This window comes from Lysobacter terrae (assembly GCF_054782215.1).
In genome coordinates, this window is the sequence record NZ_BAAGSX010000001.1 from 386919 (window position 1) to 404643 (window position 17725).

17 protein-coding genes are annotated in these 17725 nt (G+C 62.4%); 7 read left to right on the top strand and 10 right to left on the bottom strand.

Annotated features, from left to right (window positions below):
• Positions 1-6: 6 nt before the first annotated feature.
• Entirely contained in the window at positions 7-906 is a 900-nt protein-coding gene (locus ACYVJ8_RS01925) for a hypothetical protein (protein ID WP_460709207.1), read from the top strand.
• Positions 907-941: 35 nt separating this feature from the next.
• Here ACYVJ8_RS01925 and ACYVJ8_RS01930 read toward each other — a convergent pair whose 3' ends face one another.
• The 4 genes from ACYVJ8_RS01930 to ACYVJ8_RS01945 form a co-directional block, all read right to left on the bottom strand.
• Positions 942-3002: a M13-type metalloendopeptidase gene (locus tag ACYVJ8_RS01930; protein ID WP_460709208.1), complete on the bottom strand. Its 2061-nt coding sequence runs from the start codon at positions 3000-3002 to the stop codon at positions 942-944.
• Positions 3003-3176: 174 nt separating this feature from the next.
• On the bottom strand, positions 3177-5249 hold the full coding sequence (locus ACYVJ8_RS01935) for a M13 family metallopeptidase (RefSeq protein WP_460710992.1): 2073 nt from the start codon (positions 5247-5249) through the stop codon (positions 3177-3179).
• 126 nt (positions 5250-5375) lie between these two features.
• Positions 5376-5963 carry a GNAT family N-acetyltransferase gene (locus ACYVJ8_RS01940; protein ID WP_460709209.1) on the bottom strand — a complete coding sequence of 196 codons (588 nt, stop codon included), beginning with the start codon at positions 5961-5963 and terminating at the stop codon, positions 5376-5378.
• A gap of 216 nt (positions 5964-6179) precedes the next feature.
• Complete coding sequence (locus ACYVJ8_RS01945) at positions 6180-6548, bottom strand: hypothetical protein (RefSeq protein ID WP_460709210.1); 369 nt, start codon at positions 6546-6548, stop codon at positions 6180-6182.
• Between the two features lie 542 nt (positions 6549-7090).
• Here ACYVJ8_RS01945 and ACYVJ8_RS01950 point away from each other — a divergent pair.
• The 3 genes from ACYVJ8_RS01950 (at position 7091) to ACYVJ8_RS01960 (ending at position 9772) form a co-directional block, all read left to right on the top strand.
• Positions 7091-8068, top strand: coding sequence for a LysR family transcriptional regulator (locus ACYVJ8_RS01950; protein ID WP_460709211.1), 978 nt, complete (start codon positions 7091-7093; stop codon positions 8066-8068).
• 112 nt (positions 8069-8180) lie between these two features.
• A complete protein-coding gene (locus tag ACYVJ8_RS01955) occupies positions 8181-8684 on the top strand; it encodes a Rab family GTPase (protein ID WP_460709212.1) in 504 nt (167 codons plus the stop codon).
• Positions 8681-9772 carry a sensor histidine kinase gene (locus tag ACYVJ8_RS01960; protein WP_460709213.1) on the top strand — a complete coding sequence of 364 codons (1092 nt, stop codon included), beginning with the start codon at positions 8681-8683 and terminating at the stop codon, positions 9770-9772. The genes ACYVJ8_RS01955 and ACYVJ8_RS01960 overlap by 4 nt, the downstream gene beginning before the upstream one ends.
• Before the next feature lie 45 nt (positions 9773-9817).
• Here ACYVJ8_RS01960 and ACYVJ8_RS01965 read toward each other — a convergent pair whose 3' ends face one another.
• The gene (locus ACYVJ8_RS01965; RefSeq protein WP_460709214.1) at positions 9818-10201 is read right to left on the bottom strand and encodes a ribonuclease E inhibitor RraB; all 384 of its coding nucleotides are present in this window, start codon (positions 10199-10201) and stop codon (positions 9818-9820) included.
• A gap of 375 nt (positions 10202-10576) precedes the next feature.
• Here ACYVJ8_RS01965 and ACYVJ8_RS01970 point away from each other — a divergent pair, with 375 nt between their 5' ends.
• The 3 genes from ACYVJ8_RS01970 to ACYVJ8_RS01980 all read left to right on the top strand — a co-directional run bounded on the left by ACYVJ8_RS01970 (position 10577) and on the right by ACYVJ8_RS01980 (position 12520).
• Entirely contained in the window at positions 10577-11164 is a 588-nt protein-coding gene (locus ACYVJ8_RS01970; protein ID WP_460709215.1) for a hypothetical protein, read from the top strand.
• Between the two features lie 205 nt (positions 11165-11369).
• Positions 11370-11876 carry a hypothetical protein gene (locus tag ACYVJ8_RS01975; protein WP_460709216.1) on the top strand — a complete coding sequence of 169 codons (507 nt, stop codon included), beginning with the start codon at positions 11370-11372 and terminating at the stop codon, positions 11874-11876.
• Complete coding sequence (locus ACYVJ8_RS01980) at positions 11873-12520, top strand: response regulator (protein WP_460709217.1); 648 nt, start codon at positions 11873-11875, stop codon at positions 12518-12520. The genes ACYVJ8_RS01975 and ACYVJ8_RS01980 overlap by 4 nt, the downstream gene beginning before the upstream one ends.
• A 378-nt stretch (positions 12521-12898) precedes the next feature.
• Here the strand turns inward: ACYVJ8_RS01980 and ACYVJ8_RS01985 are convergent, their stop codons facing one another.
• From ACYVJ8_RS01985 to ACYVJ8_RS02005, 5 genes are all read right to left on the bottom strand, one after another.
• On the bottom strand, positions 12899-13288 hold the full coding sequence (locus ACYVJ8_RS01985; RefSeq protein ID WP_460709218.1) for a VOC family protein: 390 nt from the start codon (positions 13286-13288) through the stop codon (positions 12899-12901).
• Positions 13289-13377: 89 nt separating this feature from the next.
• On the bottom strand, positions 13378-13770 hold the full coding sequence (locus tag ACYVJ8_RS01990; protein ID WP_460709219.1) for a type II toxin-antitoxin system PemK/MazF family toxin: 393 nt from the start codon (positions 13768-13770) through the stop codon (positions 13378-13380).
• Between the two features lie 310 nt (positions 13771-14080).
• Positions 14081-15901, bottom strand: coding sequence for a DUF885 domain-containing protein (locus tag ACYVJ8_RS01995; protein ID WP_460709220.1), 1821 nt, complete (start codon positions 15899-15901; stop codon positions 14081-14083).
• 166 nt (positions 15902-16067) lie between these two features.
• Positions 16068-16841 carry a queuosine precursor transporter gene (locus ACYVJ8_RS02000; RefSeq protein WP_460710994.1) on the bottom strand — a complete coding sequence of 258 codons (774 nt, stop codon included), beginning with the start codon at positions 16839-16841 and terminating at the stop codon, positions 16068-16070.
• A 178-nt stretch (positions 16842-17019) separates the two neighbouring features.
• Positions 17020-17694, bottom strand: coding sequence for a DUF502 domain-containing protein (locus ACYVJ8_RS02005; protein WP_460709221.1), 675 nt, complete (start codon positions 17692-17694; stop codon positions 17020-17022).
• Positions 17695-17725: the final 31 nt, after the last annotated feature.

Consider the following 17725-nt stretch of genomic DNA (forward strand, 5'->3'; position numbering starts at 1 on the left):
AAGCGAATGCCGAAGTGGTTATTCGCCGCGCTGATCTGCGCCCTGGGGTTCAATGCCTACGCAGATCCGGCTCCTTCCTGCGACGACGACAGTAACTCCTACCGGTTGTTTGACCTTCTGGATCCCGAGGCGGCGCCGGAAGTGCGACAGGAGCAGCTACATCTGCTCAAGGAGCGGGTGCATTGCCCGGATGCGGCACGCTCGCTCGGCTTGCTGTACCGCCATGGAGCCGACCTGCCAGGCAACCCTGTCGAGCGGGATGACACGCAGGCGCACGAGCTGCTGCTGCGCAGTGCACAATTGGGCAATCTCCTCACCTTCGCTGATCTGGCCGAGATGGCGCTTCGGAATGGGCAGGCCAGGGAGGCGATGAAATGGACCCAGGTCTATCTCTATCTGCTCAGGCACAGAGCCGCCTACGATCGCACCGACGACAGCTTCGAGCGATCGGGCTACAACGCCGACCTGCTGGTGCGAGCGGATCGCGAATGGCGGGCCGCGCGGCCGCGCTTGGATCGCGCCCTGATCAGCGCCGATCTCAATGAGTATCTGAAAGGGGAGAGCGGCGTGGCGATTCTCGCTGCGATCGATGCGACCGACGCCAGAGCGGTGAAGGCAAGTTCGAGGGGCCCGGCTGCCGATGAACCCCGCATACGCGCCGTGCATCTATGCAGCGGCGTGATCAGTCGTACGGCCGGATATGCGTCCTACCTCGTGCAGATCATGCCGGATGGGAGTGTGGGGCGCGTGGTGCTGGAGAACTTTTCTCCAACTCCAAAAATTGGGGCGGCTCTGCGTTCATGCGCGAGTGTCTACGAATACTATCCACATGCCCAAAAGGCGCCGATGGAGGTGCGGATCCCCGTCTTCTTCGGTTACCCGAATGTGGCGAAGATCAGCAAGTGAGCAACCGTCGGCGCGGTGCCTAGCGCAACGCGTGCCTACTTCTTGGATGTATTTTCCGGGGCCGAAGCAGGCCACACGACGACGCGCTGATCCGCTTTCGCCTGCATCGCCGTCCCCGCTTTGCATGCGAACGCATCGCCGAATGCAGGCAAGTTGTACAGCGGGCCATTGACCCGCCATTGGCCGGGTGGATAGACGCTGTTCGCGGCGTGTTCGGCGGCCGCTTCGCGGGTCAGCTGTTGCGGCCACAGGTGCGCCCAGCCGTTGAAGAAGGCCTGGCGCGCGTCCTTCGCGGGAGTGGACTGCGTCGCATTGAAAGCGGCCCAGGCCAGTTCGACGCCGGCCTGGTCGGCGATCGCGACGTCGCGCACCTGATTGCCGTTGACCTTGCTTCCGGCGAGCGGCACGGCGTAAGCGCCGTACTGCGCGGCCACGCGATTGGCCAGGGCATCCCAGGCGGACATCTCGGCGGGTGACCACCAGTCGCGGACCTGCGCTTTTGCGTCGACGAGGCGGCCCCGGTTGTCGAGGGCATGGCTGAGCTCGCGGCCTGCCAGCGCGCCAAATGCGCCGTACTGCGTCGCCACACTGTCGACCGCATCGAGGACCGGCGGCTGCAGTACCGCGGCGGTGACGATGAGCCGATTGCCAGCGAGGTCGTAGGCGAGGGCGGGCTGCTGCGGCAGCACGTCCCAACGGCGATCGGCGTTGCCGCGGCCGATGCGCTTCATTTCTTCGCGATGCCGCCAAGTGGACGCGATCAGCATGTTGCTGCCGAAGCTGCCTCGGCCCATCGGCTGCACGCTGTAGTCGAGATCGCGACGCGGTGCGCCGATCTCGATCTTCAGTGCGGCCAGCTTCGCCTTCGCCTCGGCGCGTGCTTGCTCGCCCAGACGCGGATCGCCGTCGGTGGCGGCCTCCAGCGCCTTGCGTACGTTGTCGGCGATCTCTTCGGCACGTGTTCGCGTCGCTTGGGGAAGGAAACGGGCTACGTATTCGTGGCCCAGCATCGGGCCCGCCGCGAGGTTGATCGCATCGAGCACCACCTGCTGGCGCGACGGCGGCGCGGACTGGCCGCCGAGGACACGGCCGCGGAAGTCGAAACTGGCGTCGCGCCACGGCCGCGCCATGTACGGCGCCACGGCATCGCCGACGCGCCAGCGCAGATACACCTTCCATTGCGCGGGCTTCACCGCAGCGATCAGCGAATCCAGCTGTGCGAACAATTGCGGATTCGCGATCGACACGGCGTCGTCCTTCACGCCCTGCGCCTTGAGGAACTCGGCCAGCTGCAACTTGCGGTAGCTCTTGGCCAGGCTGGAAACCGCCACCGGCGCGTAGTTCGTGCGCGGGTCGCGCAAATCGGTCAGTGGCTTGCTGGCCTGTGCGATGCGCGTTTCCAGGTCGATGACCTGTGCGGCTTCGGCGGCGGCCTTGTCCTGCGGGGTGCCGGTGAGTACCAGGATCTTCTGCACGTAGCCGTTGTAGAGCCCGAGCAGCTTGCGCGTGTCGGCATCGGAGCGTGTGTAGTACGCGGGATCGGGCAGCCCCAATCCGCCCTGGCTGAAGTAACCGATGTGGCGGTCCAGATCGTTGAGATCGATGTCCGCGCCGAAGTTGAAGGCTACCGGGATGCCGACCTGATGCAGTGCCGCGATCGACGCCGACACGTCGCCGGCCTTCTTGATCGCGTTGATGCGGCCGAGCAGGGGCGCGATCGGATTGGAGCCATCGCGTTCTACCGCCGCTTCATCCAGGCCGCTGGCCCAAAAATCGCCGAGCAGTTTCTGCACGTTGCCGCGCGGCGCGGTCATCGCCGCATCGAGCAGATCGATCTGCTGCTGGCGCGCGCGGTCGCCGAGTTGTTCCATCGCGGACAGCGAGGGCACGTCGGGCAGCAGGGTGTTCGCCTTCAACCAGCTGGCGTTCGCGTAACTGTAGAAATCACTGCATGCGGTCACGCTGGTCGCCGCCGGCGCTTTCGCCTTGCTGGCTTTCTTCTTCGCGGCCTGTGCGTCGGTGCTTGCTGCGCCTGCAATCAGAGTGACGATCAGTGCCGCGATCGGGGCCAATGCGAGAGGGCGTGGGGTGCGCATCGAACGGGTCCGGTGGAGGGGCGCCCGAGTGTAACAAGGGCCCTGCGAACGGCTTGCTCATTGTTCGCCAGGCAAAAAAGAAGGCCCGGACGACGAGTGCCGGGCCTTCGGGTCAGCCGCCGGAGACCGGCGGCCTAGCCTTCGTTGCATCATCCGATGCGCGAGGTCACGCGCTTACCAGATGACTACCTGCTTGTCGCCTTCGCGCACCATCGGCTGTCCCGGCTTGCACGAGAACGCCGCGGCGAACGCCGGCAGGTTGGAGGGCGCGCCGACCGCGCGGAACGGTGCCGGAGCGTGCTCGTCGGTGGTGATGCGCTTCTCCAGCTCTTCCGGCGTGAAGTTGCGGCGCCACACCGTCGCCCAGTTGAGGAAGAAGCGCTGGTCGCGCGTCAAACCGTCGGTCTTGGGATCCGGCTTGCCGTCGGTGGCCTTCTTCATCGCATCGTAGGCCGTGGCCAGGCCGCCGAGGTCGGCGATGTTTTCGCCGAGCGTATGGCTGCCATCGACGTGCTTGCCCGGTGCGGCCTCGTATCCGCTGAACTGCGCGACCAGCTTGTCGGTGCGGCCGGCGAATGCCTTGGCGTCGGCAGGGGTCCACCACACCTCGAAGTTGCCGGTCGGCCCGAAGCGGCTGCCCTGGTCGTCGTAGCCATGGGTCATCTCGTGGCCGATCACCGCGCCGATGCCGCCGTAGTTCATTTCATCCGAAGCGTTCGGATCGAAGAACGGCGGCTGCAGGATCGCGGCCGGGAAGACGATCTCGTTGAGCGACGGGTTGTAGTAGGCGTTAATCATCTGCGGCGGCATGCCCCACTCGGTGCGATCCACCGGCTTGCCGATCTTGCCCATGTCCCACTTGTAGTTGAACTCGTTCAACCCGAGCACGTTGCCGATGTAGCTGTCGCGCGAAGTGTTCAGGCCGGTCCAGTCGCGCCACTTGTCGGGGTAGCCGATCTTGGGCGTGAACGCCGCCCACTTCTCCAGCGCCTTCTTCTTGGTCTCGTCGCTCATCCAGTCGAGCTTTTCGATGCGCGCCTTGAGCGCCTCGCGCATGTTCTGCACGAGCGTTTCCATGCGCGCCTTCGATTCGGCCGGGAAGGCGACCTTCACGTAGAGCTGGCCCATGGTCTCGCCGGCCTGGTTTTCGATCAGATCGAGCACGCGCTTGCCGCGCTCCTTGAGTTCCTTCTGGCCGCTCAGCTTCTGGTTGTAGAACGCGAAGTTCTCCTGCACGAACGCATCGGACAGGAACGGCGAAGCCGTGTCGACGGTGCGGTAACGCAGGTAGGACTGCCAGGTGGCGGGCTTCACGTCGTCGAGCATCTTGCTGACCTCGGCGTGGAAGGCCGGGATCGCCAGCGAGAACATCTTCGGCGCTGCAACGCCTTGCGATTCGAAGAACTTGCTCCACGAGAAGTTCGGCGAGACCTTGTCGGCGTCGGCGAGGCTGACCGGGTGATAGAACAGTTCGGCATCGCGCGAGAGCTCTGCGCGCGACTTCGAGGCCTTGGCCAGGCGCGTCTCGAAGGCGACGACGTCCTTGGCCTGCTGCGCGGCATCGGCCGCGGCGACGCCGGACAGTTCGAGCACCTTGGCGACGTGGGCCTGGTACAGATCGACTTTGTCCTTCTTCTGCGGATCGGTGTAGTAGGTCGAGTCCGGCAGACCCAGGCCGCCCTGGAAGGCGACGCCGATGTTCATCGTCGAGTCCTTGTAGTCCGGCGACGAGAAGAAGTTGAACAGGACGTTTTCACCCTCGGCCGCGCTGGTGCGCAGGTAATCGGCGATCTTGTCCTTGCTGTCGAGCGTGCCGATCGCGTCCAGGCGCGACTTCAGCGGCGCGATGCCCTGCGCGTTGATCTTTTCCGCGTCCATGCCGGTGGCGAAGAGGTCGCCGACGATCTTCTCGACGCCGGTGGCATTCGTCTTCGCCGCGGACTGCTCGGCCAGCTGGCGCTGCACGGCCTTGGAGCGCTCGCCGAGCATTTCGAATGAGCCCCACGAAGTGCGGTCGCCGGGGATGGCGTTGCTGGCCAGCCACTTGCCGTTGGCATAGCCGTTGAAGTCGACGCAAGCGTCCTTGGCCGCATCCAGATCGCCGATGGCGAAGCGATTCACCGGCGGCAACTTGCTCTCGTCCAGCTTGAACGCGCCGTCGGCGGTCGCGGGTGTCGCGGTCGCTGCGGGTTCTTCTTTCTTGGCGCAGCCGGCGAGCGCGGCTGCGACGGCCAGGGACAACATCAGGACTTGCGGCTTCTTTGCGGCATTCATGTTCAGACAGGCTCCGGGGCCAAAGGCATGGACATCACCCCGCAGGCGGGGCAAACCGCGACATTAGCCGGGCGGCGGGCCGGGGAGGTGTGTCGAAAGTCAGGGGAGCGGCGCGCGAATCTGCGGGACATCGCCAGGAATGAGCGAAAACACCACGGCGCTGGCGGGGCGGCCCTGGAACATGAGCCGGTTGCGGGCTTCCACCTCGCGGGTGGCGCCCGCTTTCACCGCGACGCGCTGGCTGGCGAGGTTCTGCGCCAGCGCGACGATTTCGAGCCGGACCAGGCCGAGTTCCTCGAAGCCGAAGGCTGCGGCCAGGGCGAGGGCGCGGGTCGCAATGCCCCGTCCACGGTGCGGTGCACTGACCCAGTAGCCGACATTGGCGGAGCGGTCGAGGCCGTTGATGCGATTGAGGCCGATGCCGCCGAGTACGGCGCCGCTGGCGCGGTCGAAGATGCCGAAGGGAAACTCGGAGCGGTCGGCCCAGGCGTTCGTGCAGTAGGCCACCCACGCCTGTGCATCGGTGAGCGAATAGTCCTCATGGCACCAAGGCAGCCAATACGAAAGCGATTCCACCGAATCGCGTACGGCCGCATGCAGGGCCTGCGCATCCGCCATGTCGTAGGCGCGCAGCAGGAAGTCGCCCTCTTCGCTAAGCAGCGTGGTGGCGATCGGCGCTTGGCTCACGGCTGACACGTGCATTGGCTGGCCATTCATTGCAATGAGTGCAGTCCGATCATGTTGCCCTCCGTGTCGTTCACTAGGGCAATGAAACCGTACTGGCCGATGGAAAACTTGGCCTAGCCTTCGCTCGTGCCATGTCCTGCACGTAAATTTCGAACCAGCCAACAGGATTGTTAGTCATGGTGGGCTCCTCGATTCTTGTCGGACTCGTGGTGAGAGTCAGCCGCGACGGTACAACAGCGTTCGGCTACGGGCAAAAGCCGGATACAGGACCGCTTGGCGCCACGTTGAAGTCGTGGGAAACACGGCGATCATCGCTGCCTCCAGGTCGAGGAAGCCCGGTTGCCCCTCGCCAACCTCGATGGTCAGACCGCCAGCGGCGAACTCGAGAAAGACCTCATCCGTGGTAAGGCGGTCCGCCTTATAGCCCCATACTTCGGACACGTTTTGCCAGGCGAGGAAGGCAGAGCCAACGGTGAAGCCGAATGCGCCCACCGTGACCGGCGGCAACTCCGGCTGGGATCTACGGGCCAGCCAATCTTTCAGATTCGAGATGGTTCCCACGGGCGGCGACGGGTTCAGACCCACCAATTGTTGGGGCGCTGCCCGAGTTTGCACGAGTCGGGGGGCGGCGCCTAGGGAGAGGTTTCGTTATCCGCAACAGATGGTTGCTCATCTCCGCGATCGCCTGGTCGGCAAGCGATGCAAGATTATTGACGGATCCAGATGTTCAAGCTGGAGCCAAGATTCCCAGGAGGCAGCGTTGTGCCGCGCACAACGCAGAGTCATTTCCGCATGGACGCCCTTCGGAAGGCGACGGGGTACGCGACGGAACCGATGTCGGTTCACCGCGAAGTAAGACTTTTCCCAATGTCTGGCTTGCGAAGGCGCACCTATATTCGCAGTCGTCGCAGAAATGCCGCGAGCTGCGAGGGCCCGAATGCGGAAGGAGAACACCGCTAGTTGACCCAGTGGAGAGTGGAGATCATGTCGCTTCAACCGAATTCCCCACGACCCGTTCTGGACGAAGGGGGGCTTCTTCCCGTATGTGAACTCGACACGAGAGGCGCGGCTTTAACGGACAGGCCTGGTGACACTCATCGGCTGGCTGCAGCTTGCGGATGGTGGCTATGAATCAGGACGTATTCACTGCCGGAACCTCGATTCGCGGTGATGCATTGGTCGACGTGTCCGGCATGGCGACTTTCGTGGCGGTCATCAGCGAAAGCAGCTTCACGATCGCGGCCCGTCGTATAGGGGTCTCCAAGTCGGTCATCAGTCGTCGCATCAGCGACATGGAGGCGCAGTTGGGTGTCTCGCTCATCGACCGAAATGCGCTACGGGTTCGGCCAACGGAGGTGGGCGCGGTCTACTACGCCAAATGTGTCCGCATCCTGGAGTCCATCGAATCCGCAAACGACTTCGTGACAGGCTTCCATGGCGGGATTCGTGGGAGTATCCGGACGCTGGTGCCAAAGTGCTTCAATCTGCTGGTCACCTCGCCGATGTTTTCCGAATTCGCCTCTCTCTACCCCGAGCTGAAGGTAGAAGTTCGTGCCGACGATACTGTGGGCAATCTGCACGATTCCGGATTCGACCTGGCACTGCGCATCGGCTCGTTGCTGGACGCGGGGATGGTGGCAAAGACCGTGGGGCACTGCCGGTACTGGTTGGTTGCAAGCGCGGGCTACTTGAAGGAACGCGGGACTCCGCAGTCGGTCGATGCGTTGGAATCCCATTCCTGTCTCTTACATGCAAACGTCGGAGGCGACGGATGGCAATTCTCCGCCGACGGTGAAGATTGCCTGGTGCGAGTCAACGAGAGGATGCGCAGCGACTGCAACTTCCAGCTGCTCGACGCCGCGCGTGCCGGCCTCGGCTTGGCCATGCTGCCGGATTACATGCTCGATGAGCCTGTGTCGTCTGGCTCGCTGATGATCGTCATGCCCCAGTTCGTCGCGAAGCCAAGCCCCATCTCGGTCGTGTACCCGCCCAGCAGAAGGGGCTCTCCGAAACTGCAAGCGATCGTCAACTTCTTCAGCGAAAAATTGGCCGGTCTCCCTTCATTGGAGCGCTTCGCCGTGAAGTATGTGCCCCAGCAAGGCTAATGTCGCCAGCGTCCGCCCGGACGAGAGGTGGAATCCAACGAGCTGCCCGGAAGCCTGTCTGCGAATGCATGGCACCGGTTAGTCCTGTCGCCGCCACACCTACCAACTAGCCATGATGTCCGTCTCAAGAAAAGTATGTCTCCTCGGTGACTTTGCAGTTGGCAAGACCAGCATTGTCGCCAGAGGTGTTCGGAACACCTTCTCCGAAAAATATCTGACCACCGTCGGGGTCAAGGTGGACAGTAAGTTGGTAAGCCTCAGCGCCGACAAGGAGCTGCGGATCGTGCTGTGGGATATCGCCGGAGCCAGCACACTCACTCAGTTGTCATCGAGCTACATCAAGGGCACCCAGGGGCTTTTGCTGGTGGCGGACGGCTCGCGCCAGGAGACGGTGGATACCGCGCTGTATCTGCGGGAACAAGCGGCTCAACTGCTCGGCCGCGACGTGCCCGCCATTCTTGTCCTCAACAAGTCCGACCTCGCCGACCGCTGGGCCGTCACGCCGGCCAGGATGCTGGCACTTCAGCAACAGTTGCCCGTAATTACGGTGAGCGCGAAAACCGCCGAAGGGGTCGAGCAAGCCTTCTCCCTGCTTGCGGGGGCGGTGGCGCCATGAAAACCACGAAACGGTTGCGACGGAGCGAGTCGCGAGGCAAGGACCAGTCGCCGGTCGTCATTACGTTCGACGAACGCGGCAGGGTCATGGACGTCGTCGGCGACGTGCGCCAGTTTGTCGGAGTGGACGACACGGCGGAGCAAATGCTTCTCCGGATGTACGACCTTCTGATCGGAGATGGTTCGATCACGGAGACCCTGAGTGCGGTGGAGGTATCGACCGATCGGTACGCGGACATCCATGTTCTCGCTGAAGGAAGTCTTCGCCATCTGGTGCTGTTAGATGCATCCGAAGTGATGCAGGTGTTGCGCGTAAGGCAGCAGAAGGAGAACGAAGCGCTGCTCGAGCACCGCGCCTTGCATCGCCAACTGAAGACTTCGCTGCGCTTGGCTGACAGCAGCGAAATATATGAAGAGAGTGGCGTATCGTTCCGGAGCAGCAGCCTGTTGGGTTCGGTCATCCGGGAAATGCGGTCCCCGGTGGCCCTCATGTCCGGCCATGTTCGTTTCCTGGCCGGTCACCTCGAGCACGATGCAGTGTCGATGAGGTCGGTCGCAGCCATTCGCGGTGCCCTCGTCCGTCTGGAGGCGCTGTCAACCGCCGGTCTCCAGGGCGCCATCGAATCCTCCAATGGCCAAGGCGAAGAGCAGGGAAGCCTGCACGAGCTGGCGATCTATCTACAGGATGCCTTCCAATTGCAAGCCGAGCTGCGAGGCATCGAGTTTGAGGTTCATGTCGCCGAGCGATCGGTTCCGGTGGCTGTCGACTTCAATGCCGTACGGCATGTCCTGATGGGGTTGGTGGTACACGCGCTCGATGGGTTGGACCAGAAGCGCCTGGTAGTTTCCCTGCTGCACCATGACAAGGGCATGGATGTGGAGCTGGAGACTTCCCCCGTCGGTTTCCCCGCCGTGTTGTTCGGTGCCTTGTTGACCACGAGGGATTTGCTCTACAGCAATCCTTCCGCCAGCTTGCCTTTGGCTATCAGCCAGCAGCTCATGAACAACCTTTCTGCGACTATCGAACTGGTTCCAGCACAGGCGGGTGGCTATGTATTGTGGTTCCGTATCCCGCTCCAACGACGCTGATGCGATGGCAGTTGAGGCGCAGGCCGCAGCGGGAAAGCTCGCGGCTTAGTGGCTCTCACCAGTTGATTCTGCGAATGCGTTGGCGGCCAGCGACGGCATCAGGCGCGAGGCCCAGCCGTCGTAAACACCGCCTTCCGACTCCGCAATCGCGCTCAGCTCCGAGCGCGCGAAAGCCAGGTTTTCAGCGGTGAGCAGGATGGACTTGCCTGCAAGAACCAGCCAACGCCCACTCAACGTGCACGTTTCCACGGACACCCGATAGCCGTTTGCCACGACGCGGGCCGACGCCTTTTCCGCTGGGGACAGTTCGGGAAAGTAGAGGTAGAACTCCGTGGGATGGGCTTGGTTCATGTGCGACCCCGATCTGCGTAGCAACGACAGAGTTTCGTGATCGCCCATAGCAGAGAGGTTATCGATAAGGTCGTGCATCGGATGGTGCTTCTTGTCGGTAGAAGTTCGGTATCAAGGGAACTGGGTGGGTAACGCGAGTTATATATCGCGTTGGACAAAAGTATTGGTTGCGCGTTGCCAAACACGGAGTTTCAGGTGCCGCGCGGCCGATATCCACTGCCAAGAATGAGTGCGCGTGGCGCGTGCGAATAGCAAGCCAATGGAAGGCGTCGCTCAGCACCAACCATCGCCGCCACGCCAACCATCCGGTCTCGTGTTGCATGAGAACGAACAGGATGTTCGTAATCCGGTCGCGCCGTTTTCAAGGGAATCAGGGCAGTATCGGCGTCGCCCCCTTCAGGGGCGGCGGATCAAACGTCAGTCTTAGCTGCCAAAGGTTGGAGTCCGAGCAATATGGATGTTGATCAGGCGGTCGAGTTCTACTTCAATGGGGAGCCGGTAGGGCTTTTCGTAGCAGCTTCGGCGCCTCTCGTTCCAGGCGCCTATCGCTACGAGCCGTACGGCACCACGGTGCACCACGACTTCTGTGTGGCATTGGCGGAAGACGGCATTGTCGAATGTGTGTGTCAGCTGGGAAGGAAGACCTACTTCCTCGTCACCGGTGTGGATTCACTACGAAGGCTCATAATCAGCAGGGTCTTCATTCGACGTAGAGCGAAGGTCGCTTCGGCGGATCACGCGAGAACGGTGTCGACTGTCCGACCGAGGTCGAGTCCGTGTCTTCTGCCCTTCAACTCTGGATCGGGCAGCAAGGGAAAGACCGTTGCGCGCCTGATCGAGGAGCTGCAGTCCATCGAGGATCAGGAGGCGGAGATCCGCGTCTCACTGGACGAAGGCCAAACTTCCTACCCGATCTCGCTGGTTGGAGACTTGGATGGCATGTGCGCCGTGCTGATCAACTGCAGGGCGCACCCACACCGACACATCGGCGTCTCCGCAATACCTGGGCCCTGCACACCTAGCCGGGCGGAGGAGGAATAGGGCGGATCGGTGAATCGATCCAGGGCATCTATCTCCCCCCCCAATGTGGGAGGTAAATGTCCCGGCCTGCCCGGCCATCGGAGGAGCACTAGCTCCTCCGTTTTCTTGCGCCGACTCAGCGCGCCGATTGTCGTTTCTGCAACCAGCAGTTGCGTGCTTCCTGATGGAGCCGGCACCGAAAGCTGTGCAGCATCGGATCACCTTGATGATCATGGTGAACGATATGGGTTCCGTTGGCACCTACCGACCAGCATCCGATCTCTCTGCCCAGCAGCAAAGATTTGATCCGCAAGGCGGAGAGTCACAAAGCTTCGAGCGGCAAAGCGATAGCCAATGGAGCATCGCTCCGCCGGACATGGATCGGCTAGGAGACTACGTCTACCTAATGAGCATCTGTCGAGGCGACAAAGCGGCGGTAGCCGACCTGCTTGGGGTTTTCGTGCAGTCCGTGCATGAAGATCTGGACGCCTGGACAGCCGCGTGCACCGAACGCAACTGGCGCATAGCTGGGAAGCTGTCGCACAAACTTCGCTCCGGATTTCATCAAGCGGGCGAAATCGCCATCAGCCGCCGGCTTGCCGAAATAGAGATGCAAGCCAAGCAGGAAGCGGACGGCCCTTCGCTTGACACGATGTGCAGGCAACTCTTGCCCCTGATCGGCGTAGCGATCGCCAAGGCGGAACTGTGTGTCCGCAATGTGCGCCAGCAATGAAGCGCAAGAGCGAGACCTCTCCAACGCGCGTGGTGATCGCCGACGATCACCCCATGATACTGGCCACTCTCGTGACGCTGCTCGCCAGCATCCCGGAAGTTCAAGTGGTCGCGAAGGCCCGCTCTGCGGAGGAACTCATCGAGTGCCTTGCGAAGACTAACTGCGACATCCTGGTGACGGACTATTCCATGCCGGGGGACTTCGCGGATGGACTTTCGCTCATCCGCGGGATCAGGCGCGACCACCCTCAGTTACCCATAGCGGTAGTCACCATGATGGCGAATTCGGCCGTACACATCGCGCTCATGAAGAGCGGCGTCCTGGCCATCGTCGACAAAGCTTCGGACGTGCAGGATGTGGTCGCAGCAGTACAGGCTGTACGTCGGGGACGGGAGTACGTGAGCCAGAGCTTCAGGACCTGTATGGCCAGATTCCCAAAAGCCAAAGCGGGGCGCAGGTTGACACCGAGAGAGGCAGAGGTATTTAGGCTTTTCGTTTCCGGGCTGTCAGTGTCCGCTATTGCGCAGCGCTGCGCCCGCAGCGTCAAGACGATCAGCAGGCAGAAGTTGGACGGTATGAAGAAGCTCGGCCTGAAATCGGATGTCGAGCTTTTTGAGTATGCGCGAGAGCATGGCCTGGGTTGATTGCGAAGCAACCGACCAAACGCGCCTGAATTCGGGTGTTCACGCGACGAGACGCCAGACGAGCCAGGTCAGGAGAACCAACACGACCGGGCATGCCCAACCGAAGTACACGGCGATTGAAAGAGCGTTTCGGCTGGCCGGCGATGGGTCGGTGGACACGGTGCCTTGAGCAGCGAAGGCCCAAGCTACGTTTAGGGCCCAGCCGGTGGCAACAGCAATAGCCGCCGCGACCAGGGGCTGCAGGTGGAACTGCTGCCAGAGCAGTAAGAGCAGCGCTACTGGCGCCGCTAGAGCCACTAGCAACAAGATGGTTGTGGAGATCTTTCCCATAAATCCTAGCGTCAGAATTGAATCGAGCTGCGGAGTTTGAATGAATTGTTAGGCCGCAGATAGCGCACTGACCATGACGTAGTAACCGTCAGGATCACGGAGTGCAAACTCTCTGGTGCCTGTGTGGGAATTGATATTTGGCTCTTCTTCAAGCGCCGCGACAAGGCTATGTGCCCGCTTGAGCGCTTGGTCAAAGTCATCCACGCGAAAGAACAGAAGTAGGCCGTTTCCAGTCCCCGCGCGATCTGGACTGACCAGGGTGGGGTGCTCGTGCGCGCCCCACTGGTGTAGGCACAGCAATACCGTCCCGTCCGTATCGAGGATTTGTCCAAAGTAATCATGGGCAGGTGTCGTGGCGGGTAGCCCCAAGAGCGACTGGTACCACGTGAAGGCGCGGGCTACGTCTGCTACGCCGATGATTGTCCACAAGCGCTTCATATCTTGCTCCTGCGGCCTAACGCCTGAATTAAGCCGAGCCGCGAAGCGGCTTCCGGTTGAATGAATTGTTAGGCCGCATATCTCGCGCTCTAGCCCCGGCGATGAAAGGCCTCTTGGACAAAGCGTAATCCCGAAAGAACTTGGCCGATACGTGCCTGCGACAACGACCCAATGTGCGAGCCTAGCCGCGCTTTATAGATGCAGGATATTTGCGAGGCGACCACAACGCTTTGCCGCTCCAAACCTCCCTCACCTGGCTCCAGCAGGACATTGCCGGGCTCGGAGGCTTTGCGAAGGTTTGAGCTCAAGGCGCATACGATGACAGTGCTGATACGAGAGTGATTAAAGACATCCTCTTGTACGACAACATGAGGGTGAGGCACCCCCGGAATCGAGCCTTTCGTCTCGTCGGCAGCGACCCAGAAGATGTCGCCGCGACTAACGACGTGAGGAGAGGGCTGGGGTTCTACTTCTCTGTCCATGCGGCCTAACGCCTGAATTAAGCCGAGCCGCGAAGCGGCTTCGGCTTGAATGAATTGTTAGGCCATCGCCTAGTAGGGGTGCAACTGCGAATCAGCAGATGCCTCCAGGTTGGGCGTGACCACGACGGCAACAGAGTACCGGCCGCCGGCCTCAAAGTAAGTGTCCGCCGGCGAGGAGATCCTTTTGCCCGAAGGCGGTAAAGGCGATGGCCAGACTGGACTCCGTGGTCAGTCCGCTGGATCGTTAGGTCGGCTCCAAAAAAAGGGCCGGTCATCGACCGGCCCTCCGCGCACAGACTGGGAAGCGTGCTTATCCCTTCTTCGTTGCGATCCAGCGGTCGATCTTGGCCTCCAGCACCGACAGCGGCACGGCGCCGTCCTTCAGCACTTCGGCGTGGAATTCGCGCGGGTCGAACTTGTCGCCCAGCGCCGTTTCGGCGCGGTGGCGCAGTTCCTGGATCTTGAGTTCGCCGATCTTGTACGCCAGCGCCTGGCCGGGGATGGCCATGTAACGCTCGGCTTCCGCAGTCGACTGCGTCTTGGACTCGGCGGAGTTGTCGAGCATGTACTTGATTACCTGCTCGCGCGACCAGCCCTTGCTATGCAGGCCGGTGTCGACGACCAGGCGGATCGCGCGCCACAGTTCGTTCTGCAGGTAGCCGAAGTAGTCGTACGGATCGGTGTACACGCCCAGATCCTTGCCCAGCGATTCCGCGTACAGGCCCCAGCCTTCCGCGAACGCCGTTTCGCCGCCGAAGCGGCGGAACGCCGGCAGGTTGGTCAGTTCCTGCTGCAGTGCGATCTGGAAGTGGTGGCCCGGGATGGCTTCATGCAGGTACAGGTCTTCTGCGTCCCAGGTCTTGCGGGTCGGCAGGTCGTAGGTGTTGACGTAGAAGATGCCGGGGCGCGAGCCGTCTTCGCTCGGCGGGTAGTACTGGCCGCCCGCGGCCGACTTGGCACGGAACGCTTCCACCGGGCGGATCTCGAACGGCGACTTCGGAATCAGCGAGAACTGTTCGGGGATCTTCTGGTTGATCTTTGCTTCCAACGCGCGGTAATGCGCGAGCAGCGCATCCTCGCTCTTGAAGTTGAAGCGCTTGTCGGTCTGCATGAACTTGAAGAAGTCCTGCAGCGAGCCCTTGAAGCCGACCTGCTGCATCACCTTGCGGATCTCGCCGTGGATGCGTGCCACTTCGCTGAGGCCGATCTGGTGGATCTCCTCGGGCGACTTGTCGGTGGTGGTCGAGTTGCGCGCGTTGAAGGCGTACCAGGCCTTGCCGTTGGGCAGCCCGTCCATGCCCGGCGTCGCGCGCGTCTTCGGCATGTACTCGTTGGCGATGAAGGTACGCACCTTGCGATAGGACGGCATCAACTGCTGGCCGATCAGCTCGCGGTAGGCGGCGGTGAGCCGTTCCTTGTCCGCCGCGGAGAAGTCCTTCGGCATATTGCTGATCGGACTCCAGAACAGCGTGTCTTCGGGCTTGTCTTTGATCAGCGCGTCGAACTGCGGCAGCACCTTCACCATCAGCGCCTTGGGCTGCACCACGCCGGTCTGCATGCCTTCGCGCATGTTGGCGATGGCGGTGTCGAAGATGCCCGGAATCCGCGCGCCGCGCGCCAGCCAGTTGTCGTAGTCCTTCACCGTCTTGAACGGCTGGGCGCTAGTGCCCGAACCCATCTGGGCGATGAAGCCGGCGATGTTGTTGAACTGGTCGATGGGCAGCATCCAGCCCGGGAACTGTTCGGATTCCAGCGACTGCTCGGAGTTGCGTACGAAGATTTCGTAGCTGATCAGCGCCTGGCCATCGAGGCCGTCGGAACCGATGTCCTTGACCGCCTTGAGCCAGCGCTCGTTGAAGTCGTGCGTCTGCTGGCGATAGTCGGCGGACAGGAAGTCGGGCAGCTGGTCGTTGTAGCGGGGATCGCCCTGGAACGTCGCCTGGATCGGGTTGAGCTTGAGCGTCTCTTCCCAGTACTGCGCGTACAGCGCTTCAAGGCGGGCAGCCTTGTCCTGCACCGGCGCCTGTGCGGCGGCCGCGGAAGGAGGCGCCTCGGCGGGAGCGGGATGGCTCGCACAGCCAGCGAGGGCCGTGAGCAAGGCAACGGAAAGGACGAGCGGACGCAGTGTCATGACGGTTCCTGGTCATGGGACGGAATCCCAAGCATGGCCGATGACGCCGGCCCGGACCCCGGTCGGAAGTAATGGCGCGCCGCGACACGACTCGCATATAGGGAAATAGAGCGCGCCGCAGCGCGTTTGAAAAACAGGCTGCGGGCTTTTCGCTTCTACGCGCCGACTACTGCGCCGCCTCGATCCGCAGCTGCTCGGCCCGACGCTCGCCCAAATAGCCGGTGATGACGCGCCGCATCACGTAGAGCAGCGGGATCATCGCGATGGCGGCCAGCATCTTGTAGGCATAGTTGACCGTGCTCACGGCCAGGAACAGCGAGGTCGGCCAATGCTGAGGGCCGATCACGAAGGCGATGTAAAGCACCACGAAGCTGTCGACCAATTGCGACACCGCGGTGGAGCCGGTCGCGCGCAGCCATACGTGCTTCTCGCCGGTGACGTCGCGGATGCGGTGGAACACGGCCACGTCGATCACCTGGCCCAACATGAAGGCCACCAGCGAGCCGCCGATCGTCCACAGCCCCTGACCGAACACCGCGGCGAAGGCGGCCTGGTAATCGGCCACGCCTTGCGACTGCGCAGCCTTCACCCACCAGCCCGCGGGCGCCAGCGAAATGGCGGCGAAGGCAAAGAGAAAGCCGTACGCGATAAGTCCCGCCGCCAGCCAGGAAATCAGGCGCACGCCGCGCCGGCCATAGAACTCGTTGACCACGTCGGTCATCAGGAACACCACCGGCCACAGCAGCGTGCCGGCGGTGAAGCTCAGCGAACCGCTCTGCCCGAACAGGTTCCATTGCAGCGGCGCGATGCCGAGCGTGTCTTCCAGCGCGAAGATCTTGACGCCGATGAATTCGGCCAGCACCGCGTTGGCGCAGAAGAACGTGGCCAGGATGACGAACAAGCGCAACGCGCGATCGTCGAGGAGGCGCGAGGCGGGGATCGAAAGTGCGGGGGTGCTGGTGTCGTTCACTTGTCGTCCTTAAAAGCGCCCCTCATCCGCCCTTCGGGCACCTTCTCCCCGCTTGCGCGGAGAGAAGGAAAAGCCACCCCTCGCCCCGCTTGCGGGGAGAGGGACCGCGTTGCGCAAGCAACGCAGGGTGAGGGGACGTGACGCAGCGTCACACGCTATCGCCGCGCGGCGTAAACGGAATCGTATCCGGCGACACAGCACCACCGGAAATAATGAAGCTCATCGCCTGATCCACGCTCCAATCGGTCGGCGTGATCTTCTCGACCGGCACGATTTCCAGATAGCCCGAAGTCGGATTAGGCGTCGTCGGCACATACACCGCAGCCAGCTCGCGGCCGGTGCCGTGTTCGCGCATCACCTTGGTGACGAATCCCAACGTCTTCATCTCGTTATGCGGGAAGTCGATGAGCACCACGCGCTGGGTGCCGTCCGGCTTGGTCTGCAGGATGTCGAGCAGCTGTCGCGCGCTGCCGTAGATCGTGCTGGCGAGGGGAATGCGGCGGATCAGCGCTTCGAACCAGCGCAGCATGCGCTGGCCGATGATCAGGCGTGCCATCACGCCCGACAGGAGGATCACAGCCAGTGTCGCCAGCAATCCCAATGCGGTCTGTACCCACGGCTGCACGACCCAGCCCAGGGCGTTCGGCGCCGTGGTGGCCAGTTCCTGCAGCAAGGGCTGCACGACCGGCCGGCTGATGTCGGAGAGCAGGACGAAGACGAACTTGATGACGACCCAGGTCAGCCAGATCGGCAGCAGCGTGAGCAGCCCGGTGAGGAAAAGACGCTGGAAGCTGGGGCGCGCGGCGCGGGGGGGCGTGGTCATGCGCGCATTGTAGGCGTTGCGCGCGCCGAAC

Bases quoted from the DNA above. Each gene is read 5' to 3' on its own strand.
- ACYVJ8_RS01925 (WP_460709207.1), top strand. From the start codon at position 7: ATGCCGAAGTGGTTATTCGCCGCGCTGATCTGCGCCCTGGGGTTCAAT.
- ACYVJ8_RS01930 (WP_460709208.1), bottom strand. From the start codon at position 3,002: ATGCGCACCCCACGCCCTCTCGCATTGGCCCCGATCGCGGCACTGATC.
- ACYVJ8_RS01950 (WP_460709211.1), top strand. From the start codon at position 7,091: ATGAATCAGGACGTATTCACTGCCGGAACCTCGATTCGCGGTGATGCA.
- ACYVJ8_RS01955 (WP_460709212.1), top strand. From the start codon at position 8,181: ATGATGTCCGTCTCAAGAAAAGTATGTCTCCTCGGTGACTTTGCAGTT.
- ACYVJ8_RS01960 (WP_460709213.1), top strand. From the start codon at position 8,681: ATGAAAACCACGAAACGGTTGCGACGGAGCGAGTCGCGAGGCAAGGAC.
- ACYVJ8_RS01965 (WP_460709214.1), bottom strand. From the start codon at position 10,201: ATGCACGACCTTATCGATAACCTCTCTGCTATGGGCGATCACGAAACT.
- ACYVJ8_RS01970 (WP_460709215.1), top strand. From the start codon at position 10,577: ATGGATGTTGATCAGGCGGTCGAGTTCTACTTCAATGGGGAGCCGGTA.
- ACYVJ8_RS01975 (WP_460709216.1), top strand. From the start codon at position 11,370: ATGATCATGGTGAACGATATGGGTTCCGTTGGCACCTACCGACCAGCA.
- ACYVJ8_RS01980 (WP_460709217.1), top strand. From the start codon at position 11,873: ATGAAGCGCAAGAGCGAGACCTCTCCAACGCGCGTGGTGATCGCCGAC.
- ACYVJ8_RS01985 (WP_460709218.1), bottom strand. From the start codon at position 13,288: ATGAAGCGCTTGTGGACAATCATCGGCGTAGCAGACGTAGCCCGCGCC.
- ACYVJ8_RS01990 (WP_460709219.1), bottom strand. From the start codon at position 13,770: ATGGACAGAGAAGTAGAACCCCAGCCCTCTCCTCACGTCGTTAGTCGC.
- ACYVJ8_RS01995 (WP_460709220.1), bottom strand. From the start codon at position 15,901: ATGACACTGCGTCCGCTCGTCCTTTCCGTTGCCTTGCTCACGGCCCTC.
- ACYVJ8_RS02005 (WP_460709221.1), bottom strand. From the start codon at position 17,694: ATGACCACGCCCCCCCGCGCCGCGCGCCCCAGCTTCCAGCGTCTTTTC.